Annotated in this window: 16 protein-coding genes and 8 tRNA genes; 18 read left to right on the forward strand and 6 right to left on the reverse strand. The window is 51.1% G+C overall.

What is annotated here, in order from left to right; genetic code table 11:
- Positions 1 to 83 precede the first annotated feature (83 nt).
- Both uof and fur read left to right on the forward strand, forming a co-directional pair.
- Positions 84 to 170, forward strand: coding sequence for a fur leader peptide (uof, locus tag AACS80_RS14565; protein WP_010380762.1), 87 nt, complete (start codon positions 84 to 86; stop codon positions 168 to 170).
- On the forward strand, positions 163 to 609 hold the full coding sequence (gene fur / locus AACS80_RS14570) for a ferric iron uptake transcriptional regulator (protein WP_000131706.1): 447 nt from the start codon (positions 163 to 165) through the stop codon (positions 607 to 609). Before uof ends, fur begins: the two co-directional genes overlap by 8 nt.
- Positions 610 to 865: 256 nt before the next feature.
- Here the strand turns inward: fur and chiQ are convergent, their stop codons facing one another.
- The 4 genes from chiQ to nagE all read right to left on the reverse strand — a co-directional run bounded on the left by chiQ (position 866) and on the right by nagE (position 6,975).
- On the reverse strand, positions 866 to 1,192 hold the full coding sequence (gene chiQ / locus AACS80_RS14575) for a ChiQ/YbfN family lipoprotein (RefSeq protein ID WP_000733594.1): 327 nt from the start codon (positions 1,190 to 1,192) through the stop codon (positions 866 to 868).
- A gap of 49 nt (positions 1,193 to 1,241) precedes the next feature.
- On the reverse strand, positions 1,242 to 2,648 hold the full coding sequence (gene chiP / locus AACS80_RS14580) for a chitoporin ChiP (RefSeq protein WP_135409677.1): 1,407 nt from the start codon (positions 2,646 to 2,648) through the stop codon (positions 1,242 to 1,244).
- Between the two features lie 447 nt (positions 2,649 to 3,095).
- Entirely contained in the window at positions 3,096 to 4,760 is a 1,665-nt protein-coding gene (glnS, locus tag AACS80_RS14585) for a glutamine--tRNA ligase (RefSeq protein WP_135490952.1), read from the reverse strand.
- A gap of 268 nt (positions 4,761 to 5,028) precedes the next feature.
- Entirely contained in the window at positions 5,029 to 6,975 is a 1,947-nt protein-coding gene (nagE, locus tag AACS80_RS14590; protein ID WP_135409676.1) for a PTS N-acetyl glucosamine transporter subunit IIABC, read from the reverse strand.
- 333 nt (positions 6,976 to 7,308) lie between these two features.
- Here nagE and nagB point away from each other — a divergent pair, with 333 nt between their 5' ends.
- The 5 genes from nagB (at position 7,309) to asnB (ending at position 13,409) form a co-directional block, all read left to right on the forward strand.
- Positions 7,309 to 8,109: a glucosamine-6-phosphate deaminase gene (nagB, locus tag AACS80_RS14595; protein ID WP_130260225.1), complete on the forward strand. Its 801-nt coding sequence runs from the start codon at positions 7,309 to 7,311 to the stop codon at positions 8,107 to 8,109.
- A gap of 61 nt (positions 8,110 to 8,170) precedes the next feature.
- Positions 8,171 to 9,319: an N-acetylglucosamine-6-phosphate deacetylase gene (gene nagA / locus AACS80_RS14600; RefSeq protein WP_130259012.1), complete on the forward strand. Its 1,149-nt coding sequence runs from the start codon at positions 8,171 to 8,173 to the stop codon at positions 9,317 to 9,319.
- Between the two features lie 8 nt (positions 9,320 to 9,327).
- Positions 9,328 to 10,548 carry a DNA-binding transcriptional regulator NagC gene (gene nagC, locus AACS80_RS14605; RefSeq protein WP_130260227.1) on the forward strand — a complete coding sequence of 407 codons (1,221 nt, stop codon included), beginning with the start codon at positions 9,328 to 9,330 and terminating at the stop codon, positions 10,546 to 10,548.
- 47 nt (positions 10,549 to 10,595) lie between these two features.
- Entirely contained in the window at positions 10,596 to 11,348 is a 753-nt protein-coding gene (nagD, locus tag AACS80_RS14610) for a ribonucleotide monophosphatase NagD (protein WP_000153129.1), read from the forward strand.
- 396 nt (positions 11,349 to 11,744) lie between these two features.
- On the forward strand, positions 11,745 to 13,409 hold the full coding sequence (asnB, locus tag AACS80_RS14620) for an asparagine synthase B (RefSeq protein ID WP_000337081.1): 1,665 nt from the start codon (positions 11,745 to 11,747) through the stop codon (positions 13,407 to 13,409).
- 41 nt (positions 13,410 to 13,450) lie between these two features.
- Here the strand turns inward: asnB and AACS80_RS14625 are convergent, their stop codons facing one another.
- Positions 13,451 to 13,888 (reverse strand): hypothetical protein, encoded by a 438-nt coding sequence (locus AACS80_RS14625; protein WP_135409674.1) that lies wholly within the window; start codon positions 13,886 to 13,888, stop codon positions 13,451 to 13,453.
- A gap of 332 nt (positions 13,889 to 14,220) precedes the next feature.
- Here AACS80_RS14625 and AACS80_RS14630 point away from each other — a divergent pair.
- The 8 genes from AACS80_RS14630 (at position 14,221) to AACS80_RS14665 (ending at position 15,037) form a co-directional block, all read left to right on the forward strand.
- Positions 14,221 to 14,297: transfer RNA gene (locus tag AACS80_RS14630), tRNA-Met, on the forward strand.
- A 9-nt stretch (positions 14,298 to 14,306) separates the two neighbouring features.
- Positions 14,307 to 14,391, forward strand: a tRNA-Leu gene (locus AACS80_RS14635).
- A gap of 23 nt (positions 14,392 to 14,414) precedes the next feature.
- Positions 14,415 to 14,489: transfer RNA gene (locus AACS80_RS14640), tRNA-Gln, on the forward strand.
- A 34-nt stretch (positions 14,490 to 14,523) separates the two neighbouring features.
- Positions 14,524 to 14,598 (forward strand) — tRNA-Gln (locus tag AACS80_RS14645).
- A 15-nt stretch (positions 14,599 to 14,613) separates the two neighbouring features.
- Positions 14,614 to 14,690 (forward strand) — tRNA-Met (locus AACS80_RS14650).
- 48 nt (positions 14,691 to 14,738) lie between these two features.
- Positions 14,739 to 14,813, forward strand: a tRNA-Gln gene (locus AACS80_RS14655).
- 37 nt (positions 14,814 to 14,850) lie between these two features.
- A tRNA-Gln gene (locus AACS80_RS14660) sits at positions 14,851 to 14,925 on the forward strand.
- Positions 14,926 to 14,962: 37 nt separating this feature from the next.
- A tRNA-Gln gene (locus AACS80_RS14665) sits at positions 14,963 to 15,037 on the forward strand.
- Between the two features lie 153 nt (positions 15,038 to 15,190).
- Here the strand turns inward: AACS80_RS14665 and ubiF are convergent.
- Positions 15,191 to 16,366, reverse strand: a complete 1,176-nt coding sequence (gene ubiF, locus AACS80_RS14670; protein ID WP_135406198.1) for a 3-demethoxyubiquinol 3-hydroxylase — start codon at positions 16,364 to 16,366, stop codon at positions 15,191 to 15,193.
- Between the two features lie 145 nt (positions 16,367 to 16,511).
- Between ubiF and miaB the strand changes: the two genes are divergently transcribed.
- The 3 genes from miaB to ybeY all read left to right on the forward strand — a co-directional run bounded on the left by miaB (position 16,512) and on the right by ybeY (position 19,593).
- Positions 16,512 to 17,936 carry a tRNA (N6-isopentenyl adenosine(37)-C2)-methylthiotransferase MiaB gene (miaB, locus tag AACS80_RS14675; RefSeq protein WP_000162740.1) on the forward strand — a complete coding sequence of 475 codons (1,425 nt, stop codon included), beginning with the start codon at positions 16,512 to 16,514 and terminating at the stop codon, positions 17,934 to 17,936.
- 152 nt (positions 17,937 to 18,088) lie between these two features.
- The gene (locus AACS80_RS14680; protein ID WP_001018040.1) at positions 18,089 to 19,129 is read left to right on the forward strand and encodes a PhoH family protein; all 1,041 of its coding nucleotides are present in this window, start codon (positions 18,089 to 18,091) and stop codon (positions 19,127 to 19,129) included.
- The gene (gene ybeY / locus AACS80_RS14685; protein ID WP_130206518.1) at positions 19,126 to 19,593 is read left to right on the forward strand and encodes an rRNA maturation RNase YbeY; all 468 of its coding nucleotides are present in this window, start codon (positions 19,126 to 19,128) and stop codon (positions 19,591 to 19,593) included. Before AACS80_RS14680 ends, ybeY begins: the two co-directional genes overlap by 4 nt.
- The last annotated feature ends 63 nt before the right edge of the window (positions 19,594 to 19,656 follow it).

The following is a 19,656-nucleotide window of genomic DNA, read 5'->3' on the forward strand; positions in this document are numbered from 1 at the left end:
ATGTAAATGTAAGCTAAGCCACGTTTTTATTAACAATATTTGCCAGGGACTTGTAGTTTTCATTTAGGCATGGCAAATCTATAATGATACGCATTATCTCAAGAGCAAATTCTGTCACTTCTTTTAATGAAGTGAACCGCTTAGTAACAGGACAGATTCCGCATGACTGATAACAATACCGCCCTAAAGAAAGCTGGCCTGAAAGTAACGCTTCCTCGCTTAAAAATCCTGGAAGTTCTTCAGGAGCCGGACAACCATCACGTCAGTGCGGAAGATTTATACAAACGTCTGATCGATATGGGTGAAGAAATTGGTCTGGCTACGGTATATCGTGTACTGAACCAGTTTGACGACGCCGGTATCGTCACCCGCCACAATTTTGAAGGCGGTAAATCCGTATTTGAACTGACTCAACAACATCACCACGATCACCTGATCTGCCTCGACTGCGGAAAGGTTATCGAATTTAGTGATGAATCTATCGAAGCGCGTCAGCGTGAAATTGCCGCGAAGCATGGCATTCGCCTGACTAACCATAGTCTCTATCTTTACGGTCACTGTGCCGAAGGCGATTGCCGCGAAGATGAGCACGCGCACGAAGGCAAATAAGCCAGCCTGAACGAAAAAAGCCAACCTGCGGGTTGGCTTTATATTATTGGCATAATGCGCTTTGTTCGTGCCGGATGCGGCGTGAACGCCTTATCCGACCTACAAATCATCTCAAATTCAATATATTGCATAAAAAGGTAGGCCTGATAAGCGCAGCGCATCAGGCAAATTGGCGTTTGCCATAAGTATCAAGCCAACCTTCAGGTTGGCTTTTTTATACAAGGGAAATAAGAAAAGTGAGAGTTACAGCCCTCACTTATTTGTTATTACTGCGAATTTCCTGCCAGACCTTATCACAATCGGCTTTCACTGCCTGGTCATTACCGGTTTGCGTTGCCTGGATGCACTGCTGATAATCCAGCACGCGGACACTTTCCTGTTCGGCAAATTGCTGATGTTGTTTCTCTTTCTTCAGCACGTTTAACACGCTCTGACAGGCTTCAATTTTTTCCGGCGAACCTTGCGCGGTATTGATACAGGCGCTGTACGCCTCTTTCAGGCGGCTGTCTTCCTGTGGTGCGGTTGATTGCGCACAAGCCACCAGCCCCGATGCCATCATGGCGATGAGAATCAGTTTTTTCATAGCGAATTCCTCAAATGTGCGGCAGGCACAAAACCTGCCGCGTCGGGCATCAGAAGATGGTGAATGGTGCGATTACCATGAATTTCACGTCGCGCTCATCCTGGAAGATGTTACCGTAACCGCCGCCCCAGCTTGGGATGTCGGAGTGGTTGTCGTATTCGGTGAAGTGCAGTTTGAACATCGTGCCTTTGGCACGACCGTCCTGAATGGTGTAGACCGCATCCAGGCTGTAAGCTGACTCTTCGATAGTCCGGTTCTTGTCGTAGTACGCATCCGGATTGCTCTGCCAGGTCGCAGGTTTAGCATCCCATGCGTAAACGTAGGAAGCGCCGATGGCGAAGCCTGGAAGATTCCAGTTTTTCAGGTCATACATCGCGCCGAAGAAGACCGCTTTTTCGCCGTTGGCGTTAAAGTCAGAACGGTTATCCCACCAGATATCCAGGCGACCGTTCGATGAAGCGTAGGTTGGCGTCATACGTTGCAGGAAGTATCCCTGCTGACCGTCTGCTTTAACCCAGGTGCCTTCGAGGCGTAAATCCACTACGTCAGCCGCCCGGTAACCAAAGGTCAACGCCTGCAGCCAGGCGGTGCCATCATAAAGATCGTTGACGCTACGATCGTCAACTTTATCGCGCGTACCGTAGAACTGGTAGCAGGCGGTTAGCGGGCTACCGGCGATATCAAATTTATAGCTGGCTTTGGCAAAGTACTGATCGATATACCCTTCCGCCTGACCAAACGCCGCTTCCAGCACGAAGTTATTTTTGAAGTCGTATTTCGCACCGATGGAGTGCAGATAATCAACTTTGGTGGTTTTATCGTTCTGATAAAACTCATCCATTTCCAGATGCCACGGCGCTTTGTATTCGTTGGTCCACATGTAGGAGAAACTCAACGCACCAACATCGCCGTAATCAAAATTAGCCCCGGCTTCCGCGCCCTGATAGGTACCCGGCATAAAGCTCCAGTGCGGCGCTAACAGCGTTTGACCAGTTGGCTGAATGTAACCTGCCCTCGCCCACACCGGACCGTATTTAAATTTGGCCGCTGCTTTATACAGGCTTATACCACTTTTATCGCCGGACCAGTCTTCGTCATAGGCTTTATTACTTTTTGAAAACGCGATTTCGTTCGGGTGGGAGCTGTCGCCGTTTTCCGCCATTTCAATCGCCGTAAACGCGGCAATATCAAGGCCGAACATATCAGCAGCATAACCGGACTGAAAATCGAGATTGGCATTCCAGGTGGAGTGAGAAAGGTTGGTTTTGTATTTGTCGCCGTCGGTAACATCTTTACGGTCACGTTCACGCTGCCAGTAATAGATACCGCCGGTTAAGGTTGAATCGTCGATGAATCCTTCGGCGCGAGCCTCCGGCATTGCCACCAGGCCCGACATTGCTGTAACACCGGCGATAGCCAGCGCCAGCGTACTACGTTTGCCACTAAACGTACGCATGGGTTAATCCTCTTTGACGTATAAATTGCTGCACCACAGGTGAACAGCGAAAAAAATAAAAATTAAAAAAGTAGCGTTGAGAAAAATCTCGCTGACTACAGGAATAGACTATTTTTCGCGACGCGAATTATCAATCTCTTTCTGTAACGAGAATGTAAGAACATGAGCAACCGCACATATTTTGATGATTTTTGTTACAAGGTTTAAATGTGTACCAGGCGAGCGGGTAGAAGAAAAAATATGTGGCTTTCCAGTAAGATGAAAGCGGTTATATTTAAATTAATTATAATTTGTGATTTTAAATTTGTTGCATGAATAGATTGCGAAGCGAAATTAATTCGCGAAGAAAAGCAGAAAAAACGCCGCTGAACGCGGCGTTTTGAATTGTTTGCATGTTCCTTGCCGGATGCGGTGTAAACGCCTCACCCGGCCTGGTAGAACTTAAAATTACTCGCCTACTTTCGCCCAGGTATCACGCAGCCCAACGGTGCGGTTAAATACCGGTTTTTCCGCTGTGGAATGGCGGCTGTCGAGGCAGAAGTAGCCTTCACGCTCAAACTGGAATGCTTTACCTGCCACCGCATCTTTCAGAGACGGTTCAGCAAAGCCCTGTTTGATGACCAGAGAATCCTGGTTAATCACCGACAGGAAATCATCCGCAGCGCCTGGATTCGGCACACTGAACAGACGATCGTACAGGCGGATTTCAACCGGCAGCGCATGTGCCGCGCTTACCCAGTGAATAACGCCTTTGACTTTACGACCATCAGCCGGATCTTTGCTTAAGGTATCGGCGTCATAAGTACAGAAGATGGTGGTGATATTGCCTTCGGCATCTTTCTCCACGCGTTCCGCTTTAATCACGTAAGCATTACGCAGACGCACTTCTTTACCCAGCACCAGACGTTTGTACTGCTTGTTAGCTTCTTCGCGGAAATCGGCGCGATCGATCCAAATCTCACCGCTAAACGGCACCTGACGGCTGCCCATTTCCGGTTTATTCGGATGGTTCGGCATGGTGACCATTTCGCCTTCGCCCTGATAGTTTTCGATAACCAGTTTCACCGGATCGATAACTGCCATTGCACGCGGCGCGTTCTCGTTGAGGTCTTCACGAATGCAGGATTCCAGCGACGCCATCTCAATGGTGTTGTCCTGCTTGGTCACGCCAATGCGTTTGCAGAACTCACGAATAGAAGTCGCAGTGTAACCACGACGACGCAGACCGGAAATGGTCGGCATACGTGGATCATCCCAACCTTCTACGTGCTTGTCGGTGACCAGTTGGTTCAGCTTACGCTTGGACATCACGGTGTATTCCAGATTCAGGCGCGAGAATTCGTACTGGCGCGGATGAACAGGAATGGTGATGTTGTCCAGTACCCAGTCGTACAGACGACGGTTATCCTGGAACTCCAGCGTACACAGAGAGTGCGTAATGCCTTCCAGCGCATCGCTGATGCAGTGGGTGAAGTCGTACATCGGGTAGATGCACCACTTGTTGCCAGTCTGGTGGTGTTCAGCAAACTTAATGCGGTACAGCACCGGATCGCGCATCACGATAAACGGCGAAGCCATGTCGATTTTCGCGCGCAGGCAGGCTTTACCTTCGTCAAAACCACCGGTACGCATTTTTTCGAACAGCGCCAGGTTCTCTTCAACGCTGCGGTCGCGGTACGGGCTGTTTTTACCCGGCTGCGTCAGAGTGCCACGATATTCGCGGATCTGTTCCGGCGTCAGCTCATCGACATACGCCAGGCCTTTATTGATCAGTTCAACAGCATAGGCATGGAGTTGATCAAAATAATCGGAGGAGTAACGGACGTTACCAGACCAGTGAAAACCTAACCACTCTACGTCGTTTTTGATCGACTCGACGTACTCAATATCTTCTTTTACCGGGTTAGTGTCGTCGAAACGCAGGTTGCACTGGCCTTTATAGTCCTGGGCGATCCCGAAGTTCAGGCAGATAGATTTCGCATGGCCAATATGCAGATAGCCATTCGGCTCCGGCGGGAAACGGGTGTGTACTGTGGTGTGCTTACCACTGGCCAGATCTTCATCGATGATCTGACGAATAAAGTTAGTCGGGCGGGCTTCTGCCTCACTCATCGTGGATTCCTCAAAGCGTAAACAACGTATAACGGCGTATGATCTTATAAGCGGGACAGGCTGACAACTGTTAGTTAGAGAAAATCGAAAAATCTAACAGAGATTATGGGGATAGTTGATGAAAAAAAAAGCGGCGAAGATGGTATCCGCCGCTTTTACCAGTCAGGAGTCATTGTTGGATGCGACGCTTATGCGTCTTATCCAACCTACACAGCGCTTTTGTAGGCCTGATAAGACGCGTCAAACGTCGCATCAGGCATAAAGCAGATTACTTTTTGATTTCATACAGCGGTGTTTGACCCGCCACAACATGGCCCTGAGCTTTAATGATCAAGCCGCTGAAATCGTCGATATTGCTGCAAACCACCGGGCTAATCATCGAGCGGGCGTTAGCGTTCAGGTAATCCAGATCCATTTCCAGAATCGGTTGCCCTGCGCTTACCTGCGCGCCCTCTTCCACCAGACGTTTAAAGCCTTTACCTTCCAGCGCTACGGTGTCGATACCCATGTGGACGACGATCTCTGCGCCCTTTTCAGTTTCAAGGCAGAACGCGTGGTTGGTGTTGAAGATTTTCACGATGGTTCCCGCCGCTGGTGATACAACGATTTTATCCGTCGGTTTCACCGCCACACCGTCGCCCACAGCTTTGCTGGCGAATGCTTCGTCTGGCACCTGATCCAGTGCGACAACATCACCGGTAATTGGCGATACCAGCTCAGCGATAGACACTGCGTTTGGTACAGCCTGCGGTTTCGCTACCGGAGCGGCAGTTGCCGGTGCAGCTTCAGCAGAAGCTGCGGCTACCGGGCCACGAGCAACGACTTTCTTCATCGCATCGCCGATGGATTCTGCTTTCGCGCCGACAATCACCTGGATGGTCTGTTTGTTCAGTTTCACCACACCAGAGGCCCCCAGGCGTTTACACATCGCATCGTTGACACGTGCTGAGTCAGCCACAGTCAAGCGCAGACGAGTAATACAGGCGTCAATCGCTTTTAGATTGTCACTACCACCAACTGCTGCAATGTAGTTGGTTGCCAGTTGAGTTAAGCCTTCTTCGGTATTGCTGTTCGCTTCTTCAGTAACGATCTCGTCATCTTTATCTTCACGACCTGGCGTTTTCAGGTTGAACATACGGATAACCGCACTGAACACCACGAAGTAGATAACAAAGAAGATAACGCCCATCACCAACAGCATCCAGACGTTCTGGCTGGCGGCCGGCAGGTTATACATCAACGCATAGTCGATGGCGCCCGCAGAGAAGGAGAAGCCCGCGTGGATCCCCAGCAACGTTGCCACAAACAGACTGATACCCGTCAGCAGTGCGTGCAAGAGGTACAGCAGAGGAGCAAGGAACATAAACAGGAATTCCAGCGGCTCAGTCACACCGGTCAGGAACGCGGTGATTGCCACAGAAAGCAGCATCCCGCCAACCATCGGGCGACGCTCTTTCGGTGCTGCGAAGTACATCGCCAGCGCCGCACCCGGCAGACCGAACATCATGATCGGGAAGAAGCCGGACATGAACATCCCCGCAGTGCCGTCACCGGCATAGAAGCGGTTGATGTCGCCGTGGAAAACTGTACCCGCAGCGTTGGTGAATTCACCAATCTGGAACCAGGCGATGGTGTTCAGTACCTGATGCAGACCGGTTGGGATCAGCAGACGGTTGATGAAACCAAAGATACCGGAACCCAGCGCGCCCGCAGAAACGATCCACTCGCCGCCTGCATGGATAGCGTGCTGTACCGGCGGCCAGACGTAACCAAAAATGGCTGCCAGCACCAGGCAGAAGAAGCCGGTGGCGATCGGCACAAAACGTTTGCCGCCGAAGAAGCTCAGGAAGTCCGGCAGTTTAATATCAGACCAACGGTTATAGACTGCACCACCGACCAGACCGGTAATGATACCTGCCAGAACCCCCATGTTAATTTCTGGGTTGATGGTCACCATCGCTTTAGTTAACACAAAGTAACCAACCGCACCCGCCAACGCAGCTGCACCTGCACTGTCTTTGGACCAGCTGGAGGCCACGCCGATCGCAAAGATCAACGCCAGGTTATCAAAAATCGCGCCACCTGCCTGGGCAATAAACGCAACATTAAGTAAATCTGGCTGGCCGAATCGCAGCAACAGTGCCGCCACCGGCAGCACCGCGATAGGGAGCTGTAACGCCCTACCGAGTCGCTGGAAAAAACCTAAAATATTCATCTTATTCCCCCTATGAAACCCCTATTTGGCTTGTTTAAAGCCGTTTTTTTATTTTGCTACCGTTTTTACTGCCGATGGTCTGAGTTCAGATTATTAGATAATCTACCTCAGAGTTTGTGAAAATTTAATTCGTATCGCAAATTAAAAGCGTGCCTTTTGTGAGTTTTGTCACCAAATATCGTTATCACCACTCCCATTTACTGGCTAAATCAGAAAACTTATTTTATCATTCAAAAAATCAGGTCGGATTGACGCCTGTCTGCGCAAATCCAGGTTACGCTTAAAGATGCCTAATCCGCCAACGGCTTACTTTTTACTTACTTGAGGTGAATAATGAGACTGATCCCCCTGACTACCGCTGAACAGGTCGGCAAATGGGCTGCTCGCCATATCGTTAATCGTATTAATGCGTTCAAACCGACAGCCGATCGTCCGTTTGTGCTTGGCCTGCCGACTGGCGGCACGCCGATGACCACTTACAAGGCGTTAGTCGAAATGCATAAAGCAGGCCAGGTCAGCTTTAAGCACGTTGTCACCTTCAACATGGACGAATATGTCGGTCTGCCGAAAGAGCATCCGGAAAGCTATTACAGTTTTATGCACCGTAACTTCTTCGATCACGTTGATATTCCAGTAGAAAATATCAACCTTCTCAACGGTAATGCCCCGGATATCGACGCCGAATGCCGCCAATATGAAGAAAAAATCCGATCTTACGGTAAAATCCACCTGTTTATGGGCGGTGTAGGTAACGACGGTCATATCGCATTTAACGAACCGGCCTCTTCTCTTGCCTCTCGCACCCGTATCAAAACCCTGACACATGACACTCGCGTCGCAAACTCTCGTTTCTTTGATAACGATGTTAATCAGGTGCCAAAATATGCGCTGACCGTAGGTGTGGGTACACTGCTGGATGCCGAAGAAGTGATGATTCTGGTGCTGGGCAGCCAGAAAGCACTGGCACTGCAGGCTGCCGTTGAAGGTTGCGTTAACCACATGTGGACCATCAGCTGTCTGCAACTGCATCCGAAAGCCATCATGGTGTGTGATGAACCTTCCACCATGGAGCTGAAAGTTAAGACTTTAAGATATTTCAACGAATTAGAAGCAGAAAATATCAAAGGTCTGTAATTGTTATCCCTGCCCTGACGCCTTGCTCAGGGCATTATTATTTTTGAAATCGGGGGTCGGAATGTATGCATTAACCCAGGGCCGGATCTTTACCGGTCATGAATTTCTTGATGACCATGCAGTTGTTATCGCTGATGGCCTGATTAAAAGCGTCTGCCCAGTAGCGGAACTGCCGCCAGAGATCGAACAACGTTCACTGAATGGGGCCATTCTCTCCCCCGGTTTTATCGATGTGCAGTTAAACGGCTGCGGCGGCGTGCAGTTCAACGATACCGCTGAAGCGGTCAGCGTGGAAACGCTGGAAATCATGCAGAAAGCCAATGAGAAATCAGGCTGCACTAACTATTTGCCGACGCTTATCACCACCAGCGATGACCTGATGAAACAGGGCGTTCGCGTGATGCGTGAGTACCTGGCAAAACATCCGAATCAGGCATTAGGTTTACACCTGGAAGGCCCATGGCTGAATCTGGTGAAAAAAGGTACCCATAATCCGAATTTCGTACGGAAACCGGATGCCGCGCTGGTCGATTTCCTGTGTGAAAACGCCGACGTCATTACCAAAGTGACGCTGGCACCGGAAATGGTTCCTGCGGAAGTCATCAGCAAACTGGCAAATGCCGGGATTGTGGTTTCTGCCGGTCACTCCAACGCGACGTTGAAAGAAGCGAAAGCCGGTTTCCGCGCGGGGATTACCTTTGCCACCCATCTGTACAACGCGATGCCGTATATTACGGGCCGTGAGCCGGGCCTGGCGGGCGCGATCCTCGACGAAGCTGACATTTATTGCGGTATTATCGCTGATGGCCTGCATGTTGATTACGCCAACATTCGTAACGCTAAACGTCTGAAAGGCGACAAACTGTGTCTGGTTACCGATGCCACCGCGCCAGCAGGTGCCAATATTGAACAGTTCATTTTTGCGGGTAAAACAATATACTACCGCAACGGACTTTGTGTGGATGAGAATGGTACGTTAAGTGGTTCATCCTTAACCATGATTGAAGGCGTGCGTAATCTGGTTGAACATTGCGGTATCGCACTGGATGAAGTGCTGCGTATGGCGACGCTCTATCCGGCTCGTGCGATTGGCGTTGAAAAACGTCTCGGCACGCTCGCCGCAGGTAAAGTGGCCAACCTGACCGCATTCACACCTGATTTTAAAATCACCAGGACCATCGTTAACGGTAACGAGGTCGTAACCCAATAAGAGAAAGTATGACACCAGGCGGACAAGCTCAGATAGGTAATGTTGATCTCGTAAAACAGCTTAACAGCGCGGCGGTTTATCGCCTGATTGACCAGCATGGGCCAATCTCGCGAATTCAGATTGCTGAGCAAAGCCAGCTTGCCCCCGCCAGCGTAACCAAAATTACGCGTCAGCTTATCGAACGCGGGCTGATCAAAGAAGTTGATCAGCAGGCCTCCACCGGAGGCCGCCGCGCTATCTCTATCGTCACCGAAACCCGCAATTTCCACGCAATTGGCGTACGTCTCGGTCGCCACGACGCCACCATCACCCTGTTTGATCTCAGCAGCAAAGTTCTGGCAGAAGAACATTACCCGCTACCGGAACGTACCCAGCAGACGCTGGAACATGCCCTGCTGAATGCCATTACTCAGTTTATTGATAACCACCAGCGCAAGCTGCGGGAGCTGATCGCCATTTCAGTGATCCTGCCAGGGCTGGTCGATCCGGACAGCGGCAAAATTCACTACATGCCGCATATTCAGGTGGAAAACTGGGGGCTGGTTGAAGCACTGGAAGAACGTTTTAAAGTGACCTGTTATGTCGGCCACGATATCCGCAGTCTGGCGCTGGCAGAGCACTACTTCGGTGCAAGTCAGGATTGCGAAGACTTCATTCTGGTGCGTGTCCATCGCGGAACGGGGGCCGGGATTATCTCTAATGGGCGCATTTTTATTGGCCGCAACGGCAACGTCGGTGAAATTGGCCATATTCAGGTCGAACCGCTGGGAGAACGCTGCCACTGTGGCAACTTCGGCTGCCTGGAAACTATCGCTGCCAACGCTGCCATTGAACAACGGGTGTTGAATTTATTAAAGCAGGGCTACCAGAGCCGTGTACCACTGGACGATTGCACCATCAAAACAATCTGCAAAGCCGCGAACAAAGGCGATAGCCTGGCCTCGGAAGTGATCGAGTATGTCGGTCGTCATCTGGGCAAAACCATCGCCATTGCTATCAACTTATTTAATCCGCAAAAAATTGTTATCGCTGGTGAGATCACCGAAGCCGATAAAGTGCTGCTCCCTGCTATCGAAAGCTGCATTAATACTCAGGCACTGAAGGCGTTTCGCACTAATCTACCGGTGGTACGTTCTGAGCTGGATCACCGCTCGGCAATCGGCGCTTTTGCGCTGGTAAAACGCGCCATGCTCAACGGTATTTTGCTCCAGCATTTGCTGGAAAATTAATGTGCTTTTATAGTGGCGCTTATTGTTGTCAATATTCTGAGTAGTCCATGACCATTAAAAATGTAATTTGCGATATCGACGGCGTGCTGATGCACGATAACGTCGCCGTACCGGGTGCAGCGGAATTTTTGCACGGGATTATGGATAAAGGCCTGCCGCTGGTGTTGCTGACCAACTATCCTTCGCAGACCGGGCAAGATCTGGCGAACCGCTTTGCCACTGCCGGTGTCGATGTGCCGGACAGCGTGTTTTATACCTCCGCGATGGCAACCGCCGATTTCCTGCGTCGCCAGGAAGGCAAGAAAGCGTATGTGGTGGGCGAAGGCGCGCTGATTCATGAGCTGTACAAAGCTGGTTTTACGATTACCGATGTGAACCCTGATTTTGTGATTGTTGGCGAAACACGCTCCTACAACTGGGACATGATGCATAAAGCGGCCTATTTCGTCGCTAATGGTGCACGCTTTATCGCCACCAACCCGGACACCCACGGGCGCGGTTTTTATCCCGCCTGTGGCGCGTTGTGTGCAGGGATTGAGAAAATCTCCGGGCGCAAACCGTTCTATGTTGGTAAGCCGAGTCCGTGGATCATCCGCGCGGCATTAAACAAAATGCAGGCGCATTCGGAAGAAACGGTGATTGTCGGCGATAACCTGCGTACCGATATTCTGGCCGGCTTCCAGGCAGGTCTGGAGACGATTCTGGTGCTTTCTGGTGTTTCGTCACTCGACGATATCGACAGTATGCCTTTCCGCCCCAGCTGGATTTACCCGTCAGTCGCTGAAATCGACGTTATCTGAATACCAACCACGTCTCAGGGCGTGGTTGATATTGATGACAAACGCCAAACTGCCTGATGCGCTACGCTTATCAGGCCCACGCAGCTCCTGCAATATATTGAATTTTCATGATTTTGTAGGCCGGATAAGGTGTTCACACCGCATCCGGCATGAACAAATCGCACTTTGTCAGCAATTTGGCCACCGTAAAATATAACCATTCAATAAAACCCGCTAGAAATTATCGATTCATCAATAAATATATCCTCACACCAGACCTTTTTTCACCAATCGACAATCACCATTACGTTTTTTATTTTTTCACCGCCAAATCGCTTGCGCACAGTGCTGCTTTGCGGCATTTTTTTAAACAAGCAAACACAACAAGCAACAAATACCAGGTTAACGGAGAAGGTTATGTGTTCAATTTTTGGCGTATTCGATATCAAAACAGACGCAGTTGAGCTGCGGAAGAAAGCACTCGAGCTGTCACGCCTGATGCGTCATCGTGGCCCGGACTGGTCCGGTATTTATGCCAGCGATAACGCCATTCTCGCCCACGAACGTCTGTCAATTGTTGACGTTAACGCGGGGGCGCAACCTCTCTACAACCAACAAAAAACCCACGTACTGGCGGTAAACGGTGAAATCTACAACCACCAGGCATTGCGTGCCGAGTATGGCGATCGTTACCAGTTCCAGACTGGATCTGACTGCGAAGTGATCCTCGCGCTGTATCAGGAAAAAGGGCCGGAATTTCTCGACGACTTGCAGGGCATGTTTGCCTTTGCCCTGTACGACAGCGAAAAAGATGCATATCTGATTGGTCGCGACCATCTGGGGATCATCCCACTGTATATGGGGTATGACGAACACGGTCAGTTGTATGTGGCCTCAGAAATGAAAGCCCTGGTGCCAGTTTGCCGCACGATTAAAGAGTTCCCGGCAGGGAGCTATTTGTGGAGTCAGGACGGCGAAATCCGTTCTTATTATCATCGCGACTGGTTCGACTACGATGCGGTGAAAGATAACGTGACCGACAAAAACGAGCTGCGTCAGGCGCTGGAAGATTCCGTTAAAAGCCATCTGATGTCAGACGTGCCTTACGGCGTGCTGCTCTCGGGTGGTCTGGATTCCTCAATTATTTCCGCAATCACCAAGAAATACGCCGCCCGTCGCGTGGAAGATCAGGAACGCTCTGAAGCCTGGTGGCCGCAGTTGCACTCCTTTGCCGTAGGTCTGCCGGGTTCTCCTGATCTGAAAGCAGCCCAGGAAGTGGCGAACCATCTGGGCACTGTGCACCACGAAATTCACTTCACTGTACAGGAAGGTCTGGATGCCATCCGCGATGTGATTTACCACATCGAAACTTATGATGTGACCACTATTCGCGCTTCAACACCGATGTATTTAATGTCGCGTAAGATCAAGGCTATGGGCATTAAAATGGTGTTGTCCGGTGAAGGTTCTGACGAAGTGTTTGGCGGTTATCTTTACTTCCACAAAGCGCCGAACGCTAAAGAACTGCATGAAGAGACAGTGCGTAAACTGCTGGCCCTGCATATGTATGACTGCGCGCGTGCCAACAAAGCGATGTCAGCCTGGGGCGTGGAAGCACGCGTTCCGTTCCTCGACAAGAAATTCCTCGACGTGGCGATGCGTATTAACCCGCAGGATAAAATGTGCGGTAACGGTAAGATGGAAAAACACATCCTGCGTGAATGTTTTGAGTCGTACCTGCCTGCAAGTGTTGCCTGGCGGCAGAAAGAGCAGTTCTCCGATGGCGTCGGTTACAGTTGGATTGACACACTGAAAGAAGTGGCGGCACAGCAGGTTTCTGATCAGCAACTGGAAACAGCCCGCTTCCGCTTCCCATACAACACGCCGACCTCAAAAGAAGCGTACCTGTACCGGGAGATTTTTGAAGAACTGTTCCCGCTTCCGAGCGCCGCTGAGTGCGTGCCGGGCGGTCCTTCCGTCGCTTGTTCTTCCGCTAAAGCGATTGAGTGGGATGAGGCGTTCAAGAAAATGGACGATCCGTCTGGTCGTGCGGTTGGCGTTCACCAGTCAGCGTATAAATAAGACGTGTAATATTGCCCCGGAGAAATCCGGGGCAATTTCAGTTACTGTGGAGCTTGTTGATTCTGATATGCAGTGAGGAAATGTTCCGGATTTGCTACATCGCTGTCAGATAACTCATTACTGTAATCGACTGACCAGGTTGCCGATTCCTCCGGGATATGCAGGCTTCCATTTCCCTCTTTCAGGCGTAATAACTCAAAAGATTCACCCTTGATTACAGCGGTATAAGATTTCTCACCTTCCTGTAATACTTTTACTTTGCAGCGAAAAATCTGACCATCGATGTCATTATCAACATGCGATACCTGAACGAGTGCCTCATTAGACGCTTTCGGCCCGATTCGCATCATCCACACCACAGCGCCTTCCTGCCCACGATAGCCAAAAACATATTTACCGATTTCCGGTTTGACCGTATCGGCAAACGCGGATTGCATAAGTATTAAGACACCCATCAACATCGTCATAAAACGCAGCATAGTATTCCCTCAATAAATCGCCTGAAGTGATAGCAGAGATGCAGGCGTAGCGATCCCTGCCCTGTCCTGTTGCAACGGGCCAGTATTTCATGGATTAATTTCCCACCACTATTGTTGAATTCCGAATTTCATCCTGTATGACAAAAGAATGGCTGTAGGGTGGGGAAAAAACACAAAGTAAACAATAATTGACGAATATAGCGCCACGCTGTTCGCAACCTAACCAAACAGTCACTTTCGAGCAATTTTCCTTGAAAAAGATGTTGACGCTGCAAGGCTCTATACGCATAATGCGCCCCGCAACGCCGATAAGGTATCGCGAAAAAAAAGATGGCTACGTAGCTCAGTTGGTTAGAGCACATCACTCATAATGATGGGGTCACAGGTTCGAATCCCGTCGTAGCCACCATCTTTTTTTGCGGGAGTGGCGAAATTGGTAGACGCACCAGATTTAGGTTCTGGCGCCGCAAGGTGTGCGAGTTCAAGTCTCGCCTCCCGCACCATTCACCAGAAAGCGTTGTACGGATGGGGTATCGCCAAGCGGTAAGGCACCGGTTTTTGATACCGGCATTCCCTGGTTCGAATCCAGGTACCCCAGCCATCTTCTTCGAGTAAGCGGTTCACCGCCCGGTTATTGGGGTATCGCCAAGCGGTAAGGCACCGGTTTTTGATACCGGCATTCCCTGGTTCGAATCCAGGTACCCCAGCCATCGAAGAAATAATCTGGCTACGTAGCTCAGTTGGTTAGAGCACATCACTCATAATGATGGGGTCACAGGTTCGAATCCCGTCGTAGCCACCAAATTCTGAATCTGTCGAATAGATTCGGCAAATTCAAAAACAAATTTGTTGGGGTATCGCCAAGCGGTAAGGCACCGGATTCTGATTCCGGCATTCCGAGGTTCGAATCCTCGTACCCCAGCCAATTTATTCAAGACGCTTACTTTGTAAGTGCACCCAGTTGGGGTATCGCCAAGCGGTAAGGCACCGGATTCTGATTCCGGCATTCCGAGGTTCGAATCCTCGTACCCCAGCCAATTTATTCAAGACGCTTACTTTGTAAGTGCACCCAGTTGGGGTATCGCCAAGCGGTAAGGCACCGGATTCTGATTCCGGCATTCCGAGGTTCGAATCCTCGTACCCCAGCCACATTAAAAAAGCTCGCTTCGGCGAGCTTTTTGCTTTTCTGCGTATATTCAATGCCGAATGTGATGCTGACACGTCTTATCCTTCAATGTCGGATGCGACGCTGCCGCGTCTTATCCGACCTACGGTTGGCATGCATCCGGCAATGTTATAAGGCTACAACCCTAACGCATATTTCAGCGCCTGACGTTTCAACACGCCAGCACGCTCCGCAGCCATCAACCCAAGATTACGCACAAAACGCAGCGGAGGCAGATTATTGCTGAATCCGGCATAAAACAGATCCATACCGCTTTGCATAATGAAGTTATCCGCCATGCGCCGCATCTGGTAACGCTTGAGGACAGGATAACTGGCCCACGCTTCGCCATAGCTGCGGGCGTTGACCAGAACATCAATCAGGGCATCAACATCACGATAACCAAGATTCACTCCCTGCCCCGCCAGCGGATGGATGGTATGCGCGGCATCGCCTACCAGTGCAAGCCCTGGTTGCACATACTGCAACGCATGTCGGCGTGTCAGCGGAAACGCACCAGCGGCAAGCGGTGTCACGTAACCCAGACGCGACGGGAAATGCTTCGCGATTTCCGCCTGTAACTGCGCCATATTCATATTCTGCAACTGGCGAATGCGCGCCGGAGAGTCATACCACACCAGCGATGCCCAGTTATCAAACAGCGGCAGAAACGCACGCGGTCCGTCCGGGGTAAATTGCTGCCAGGTGCTGTCGCCGGGATCGTTCTCGCACTGTACGCTAATCAACATACACGACTGCGCATACTGCCAGGCATGAACGCCAATTCCCGCCATCTGCCGCACCTGCGAATTTGCGCCGTCGGCACCAATCACCAGCTTCGCGCGGATCACTTCGCCGCCCTTCAGTTCCAGCTCCTGAAGATCATTATGGCGATGCAGCGCAATCAGCGAGGTTGGCACACGTAACGTCACGTTCGGATGCGCTTCCAGCGCCTGCCAAAGCGCCTGTTGCAGGACAGTGTTTTCTACCATATAGCCCAGCAACGGTAACTTAAGTTCAGCGGCGTCAAACGCCACATGCGCCGTTTCCCACTCCCAGGTTTCCAGTCTGCGGTAAGGATGGCAACGCATAGCCTGTACTGCATCCCAGACGCCTAAACCTTTAAGCAATGATACCGAAGCCGCACTAATCGCCGAGATCCGCACATCCGGCTGGCTGTCAGCGACAAACGGCGCAGGTTCTGCGTGCTCGATTACCGTTACCGAAAATCCGTGCTGTGCCAGTCCCAGCGCCAGTGCACCGCCGACCATTCCTCCGCCGACAATGGCAATTTCCGTTGGTTGATTTGTCATGGTCAATCATCCTGTTAGCAATATGCTTTAAGTTTACAGGATTTTTACCCCCAAGGGCTGATAACGCTCATACTGGTCACAACGGCAGCAAAGCATTACACTATGCGCCCTGCATTCCTGGCTACTATTTCGCAAGAGCAAGTCGATGACCAAAAAACTCCATATTAAAACCTGGGGCTGTCAGATGAACGAGTACGATTCATCGAAGATGGCCGATCTGCTGGATGCCACCCACGGCTATCAACTGACCGACGTGGCGGAAGAAGCGGATGTGCTGCTGCTGAACACCTGCTCAATCCGCGAGAAGGCTCAGGAAAAAGTCTTCCATCAGTTGGGTCGCTGGAAACTGTTAAAAGAGAAGAATCCAGACCTGATTATCGGCGTCGGTGGCTGCGTGGCATCGCAAGAAGGCGAGCACATTCGCCAGCGCGCCCACTATGTCGATATTATTTTTGGGCCGCAAACGCTGCATCGTCTGCCGGAGATGATCAACTCCGTGCGCGGCGACCGCAGCCCGGTTGTAGATATCAGCTTCCCGGAAATCGAGAAGTTTGACCGTCTGCCGGAACCGCGCGCCGAAGGGCCGACCGCGTTTGTCTCCATCATGGAAGGCTGCAATAAATATTGCACCTACTGCGTGGTGCCTTACACCCGTGGTGAAGAGGTAAGCCGTCCGTCCGACGATATTCTGTTTGAAATTGCCCAGCTTGCGGCTCAGGGCGTGCGTGAAGTCAACCTGCTCGGTCAGAACGTGAACGCCTGGCGTGGTGAAAACTACGACGGCACCACAGGATCGTTTGCCGATCTGCTGCGTCTGGTTGCTGCGATCGACGGGATCGATCGTATTCGCTTTACCACCAGCCATCCGATCGAATTCACCGACGATATCATCGAAGTGTATCGCGACACGCCGGAGCTGGTGAGCTTCCTGCATCTGCCGGTACAGAGCGGTTCTGATCGCATTCTGAACCTGATGGGCCGTACTCATACGGCACTGGAGTACAAAGCGATCATCCGTAAACTGCGTGCGGCGCGTCCGGATATTCAGATCAGTTCTGACTTCATCGTTGGCTTCCCTGGCGAAACCACCGAAGACTTCGAGAAAACGATGAAGCTGATTGCCGACGTCAATTTCGACATGAGCTACAGCTTTATCTTCTCTGCACGTCCGGGTACACCAGCCGCCGATATGGTTGATGATGTTCCGGAAGAAGAGAAGAAGCAGCGTCTGTATATTCTGCAAGAGCGCATTAATCAGCAAGCGATGGCGTGGAGCCGCCGGATGCTCGGCACCACCCAGCGTATTCTGGTAGAAGGTACATCGCGTAAGAGCATCATGGAGCTTTCCGGGCGTACGGAAAATAACCGCGTGGTCAACTTCGAAGGCACGCCGGATATGATCGGTAAATTCGTCGATGTAGAAATTACCGACGTCTACCCGAACTCTCTGCGCGGTAAAGTGGTGCGTACTGAAGATGAAATGGGTCTGCGCGTGGCAGAAACACCGGAATCAGTGATTGCCCGTACCCGCAAAGAAAACGACCTTGGCGTGGGTTATTATCAGCCGTAATTCTCAGGCCTGCCGTTCCGGTGGGCCTTGTTTTTTCTCTCTTTATCCCCATCTTTATCGCAATGCTTGCGCCTTTTTCCTGTGGCGTGAATAATTTCCTTATAGGCCGGTGAATGTTCAGCTTCCGGCGGCATACAGATAAGAGGAACGGTTTGAACATAGACACTCGCGAAATCACCCTGGAGCCAGCAGACAACGCGCGTCTGTTGAGCCTGTGCGGCCCGTTTGATGACAACATCAAACAACTCGAACGCCGTCTCGGCATCGAAATCAATCGCCGCGATAACCACTTTAAACTGACCGGCCGCCCGATTTGCGTCACCGCCGCGGCAGACATTCTGCGCAGCCTGTATGTCGATACCGCCCCAATGCGCGGTCAGATTCAGGATATCGAACCAGAACAGATCCACCTTGCGATTAAAGAAGCGCGCGTGCTGGAGCAAAGCGCAGAGAGCGTGCCGGAGTACGGCAAAGCGGTCAATATCAAAACCAAACGCGGCGTAATTAAGCCGCGCACGCCAAACCAGGCGCAGTACATCGCCAATATTCTCGACCATGACATTACCTTCGGCGTTGGCCCGGCGGGTACGGGTAAAACCTACCTGGCAGTGGCTGCGGCAGTTGATGCCCTGGAGCGTCAGGAAATTCGCCGTATTCTGCTGACTCGTCCGGCAGTAGAAGCCGGTGAGAAACTGGGCTTCCTGCCTGGCGATTTAAGCCAGAAAGTAGACCCGTATCTGCGCCCGCTGTACGACGCGCTATTTGAAATGCTCGGCTTTGAGAAAGTCGAGAAACTGATTGAGCGCAACGTTATTGAAGTCGCGCCGCTGGCCTATATGCGTGGTCGTACGCTGAACGACGCGTTTATCATTCTTGATGAGAGCCAGAACACCACCATCGAACAGATGAAGATGTTCCTGACCCGTATCGGTTTTAACTCAAAAGCGGTTATCACCGGCGACGTCACGCAGATCGACCTGCCGCGTAATACCAAGTCTGGTTTGCGTCACGCCATCGAAGTGCTGGCCGATGTCGAAGAGATCAGCTTTAACTTCTTCCACAGCGAAGACGTGGTTCGTCACCCGGTGGTGGCGCGTATCGTTAACGCCTATGAAGCCTGGGAAGAAGCCGAACAAAAACGTAAAGCGGCGCTGGCGGCAGAACGCAAGCGCGAAGAACAGGAACAAAAATGAGTCAGGTGATCCTCGATTTACAACTGGCATGTGAAGATAATTCCGGGTTACCGGAAGAGAGCCAGTTTCAGACATGGCTGAATGCGGTGATCCCGCAGTTTCAGGAAGAGTCGGAAGTGACTATTCGCGTGGTCGACACCGCCGAAAGCCACAGTCTGAATATGACCTATCGCGGTAAGGATAAGCCGACCAACGTGCTCTCCTTCCCGTTTGAAGTGCCGCCTGGCATGGAGATGTCGCTACTGGGCGATCTGGTTATCTGCCGTCAGGTGGTTGAGAAGGAAGCTCAGGAGCAAGGCAAACCACTGGAGGCGCACTGGGCGCATATGGTGGTGCACGGCAGTCTGCATTTGTTAGGTTACGATCACATCGAAGATGACGAAGCAGAAGAAATGGAAGCCCTCGAAACAGAGATTATGCTTGCTCTGGGCTATGAGGATCCGTACATTGCCGAGAAAGAATAATTTGCCAGGCATTTGACTGGCAGATGTCCCCGCCGTTGGTGATTAACGACGGCGTTTTGATTA

This window comes from Escherichia sp. E4385 (assembly GCF_963883145.1).
Lineage (GTDB): Bacteria > Pseudomonadota > Gammaproteobacteria > Enterobacterales > Enterobacteriaceae > Escherichia.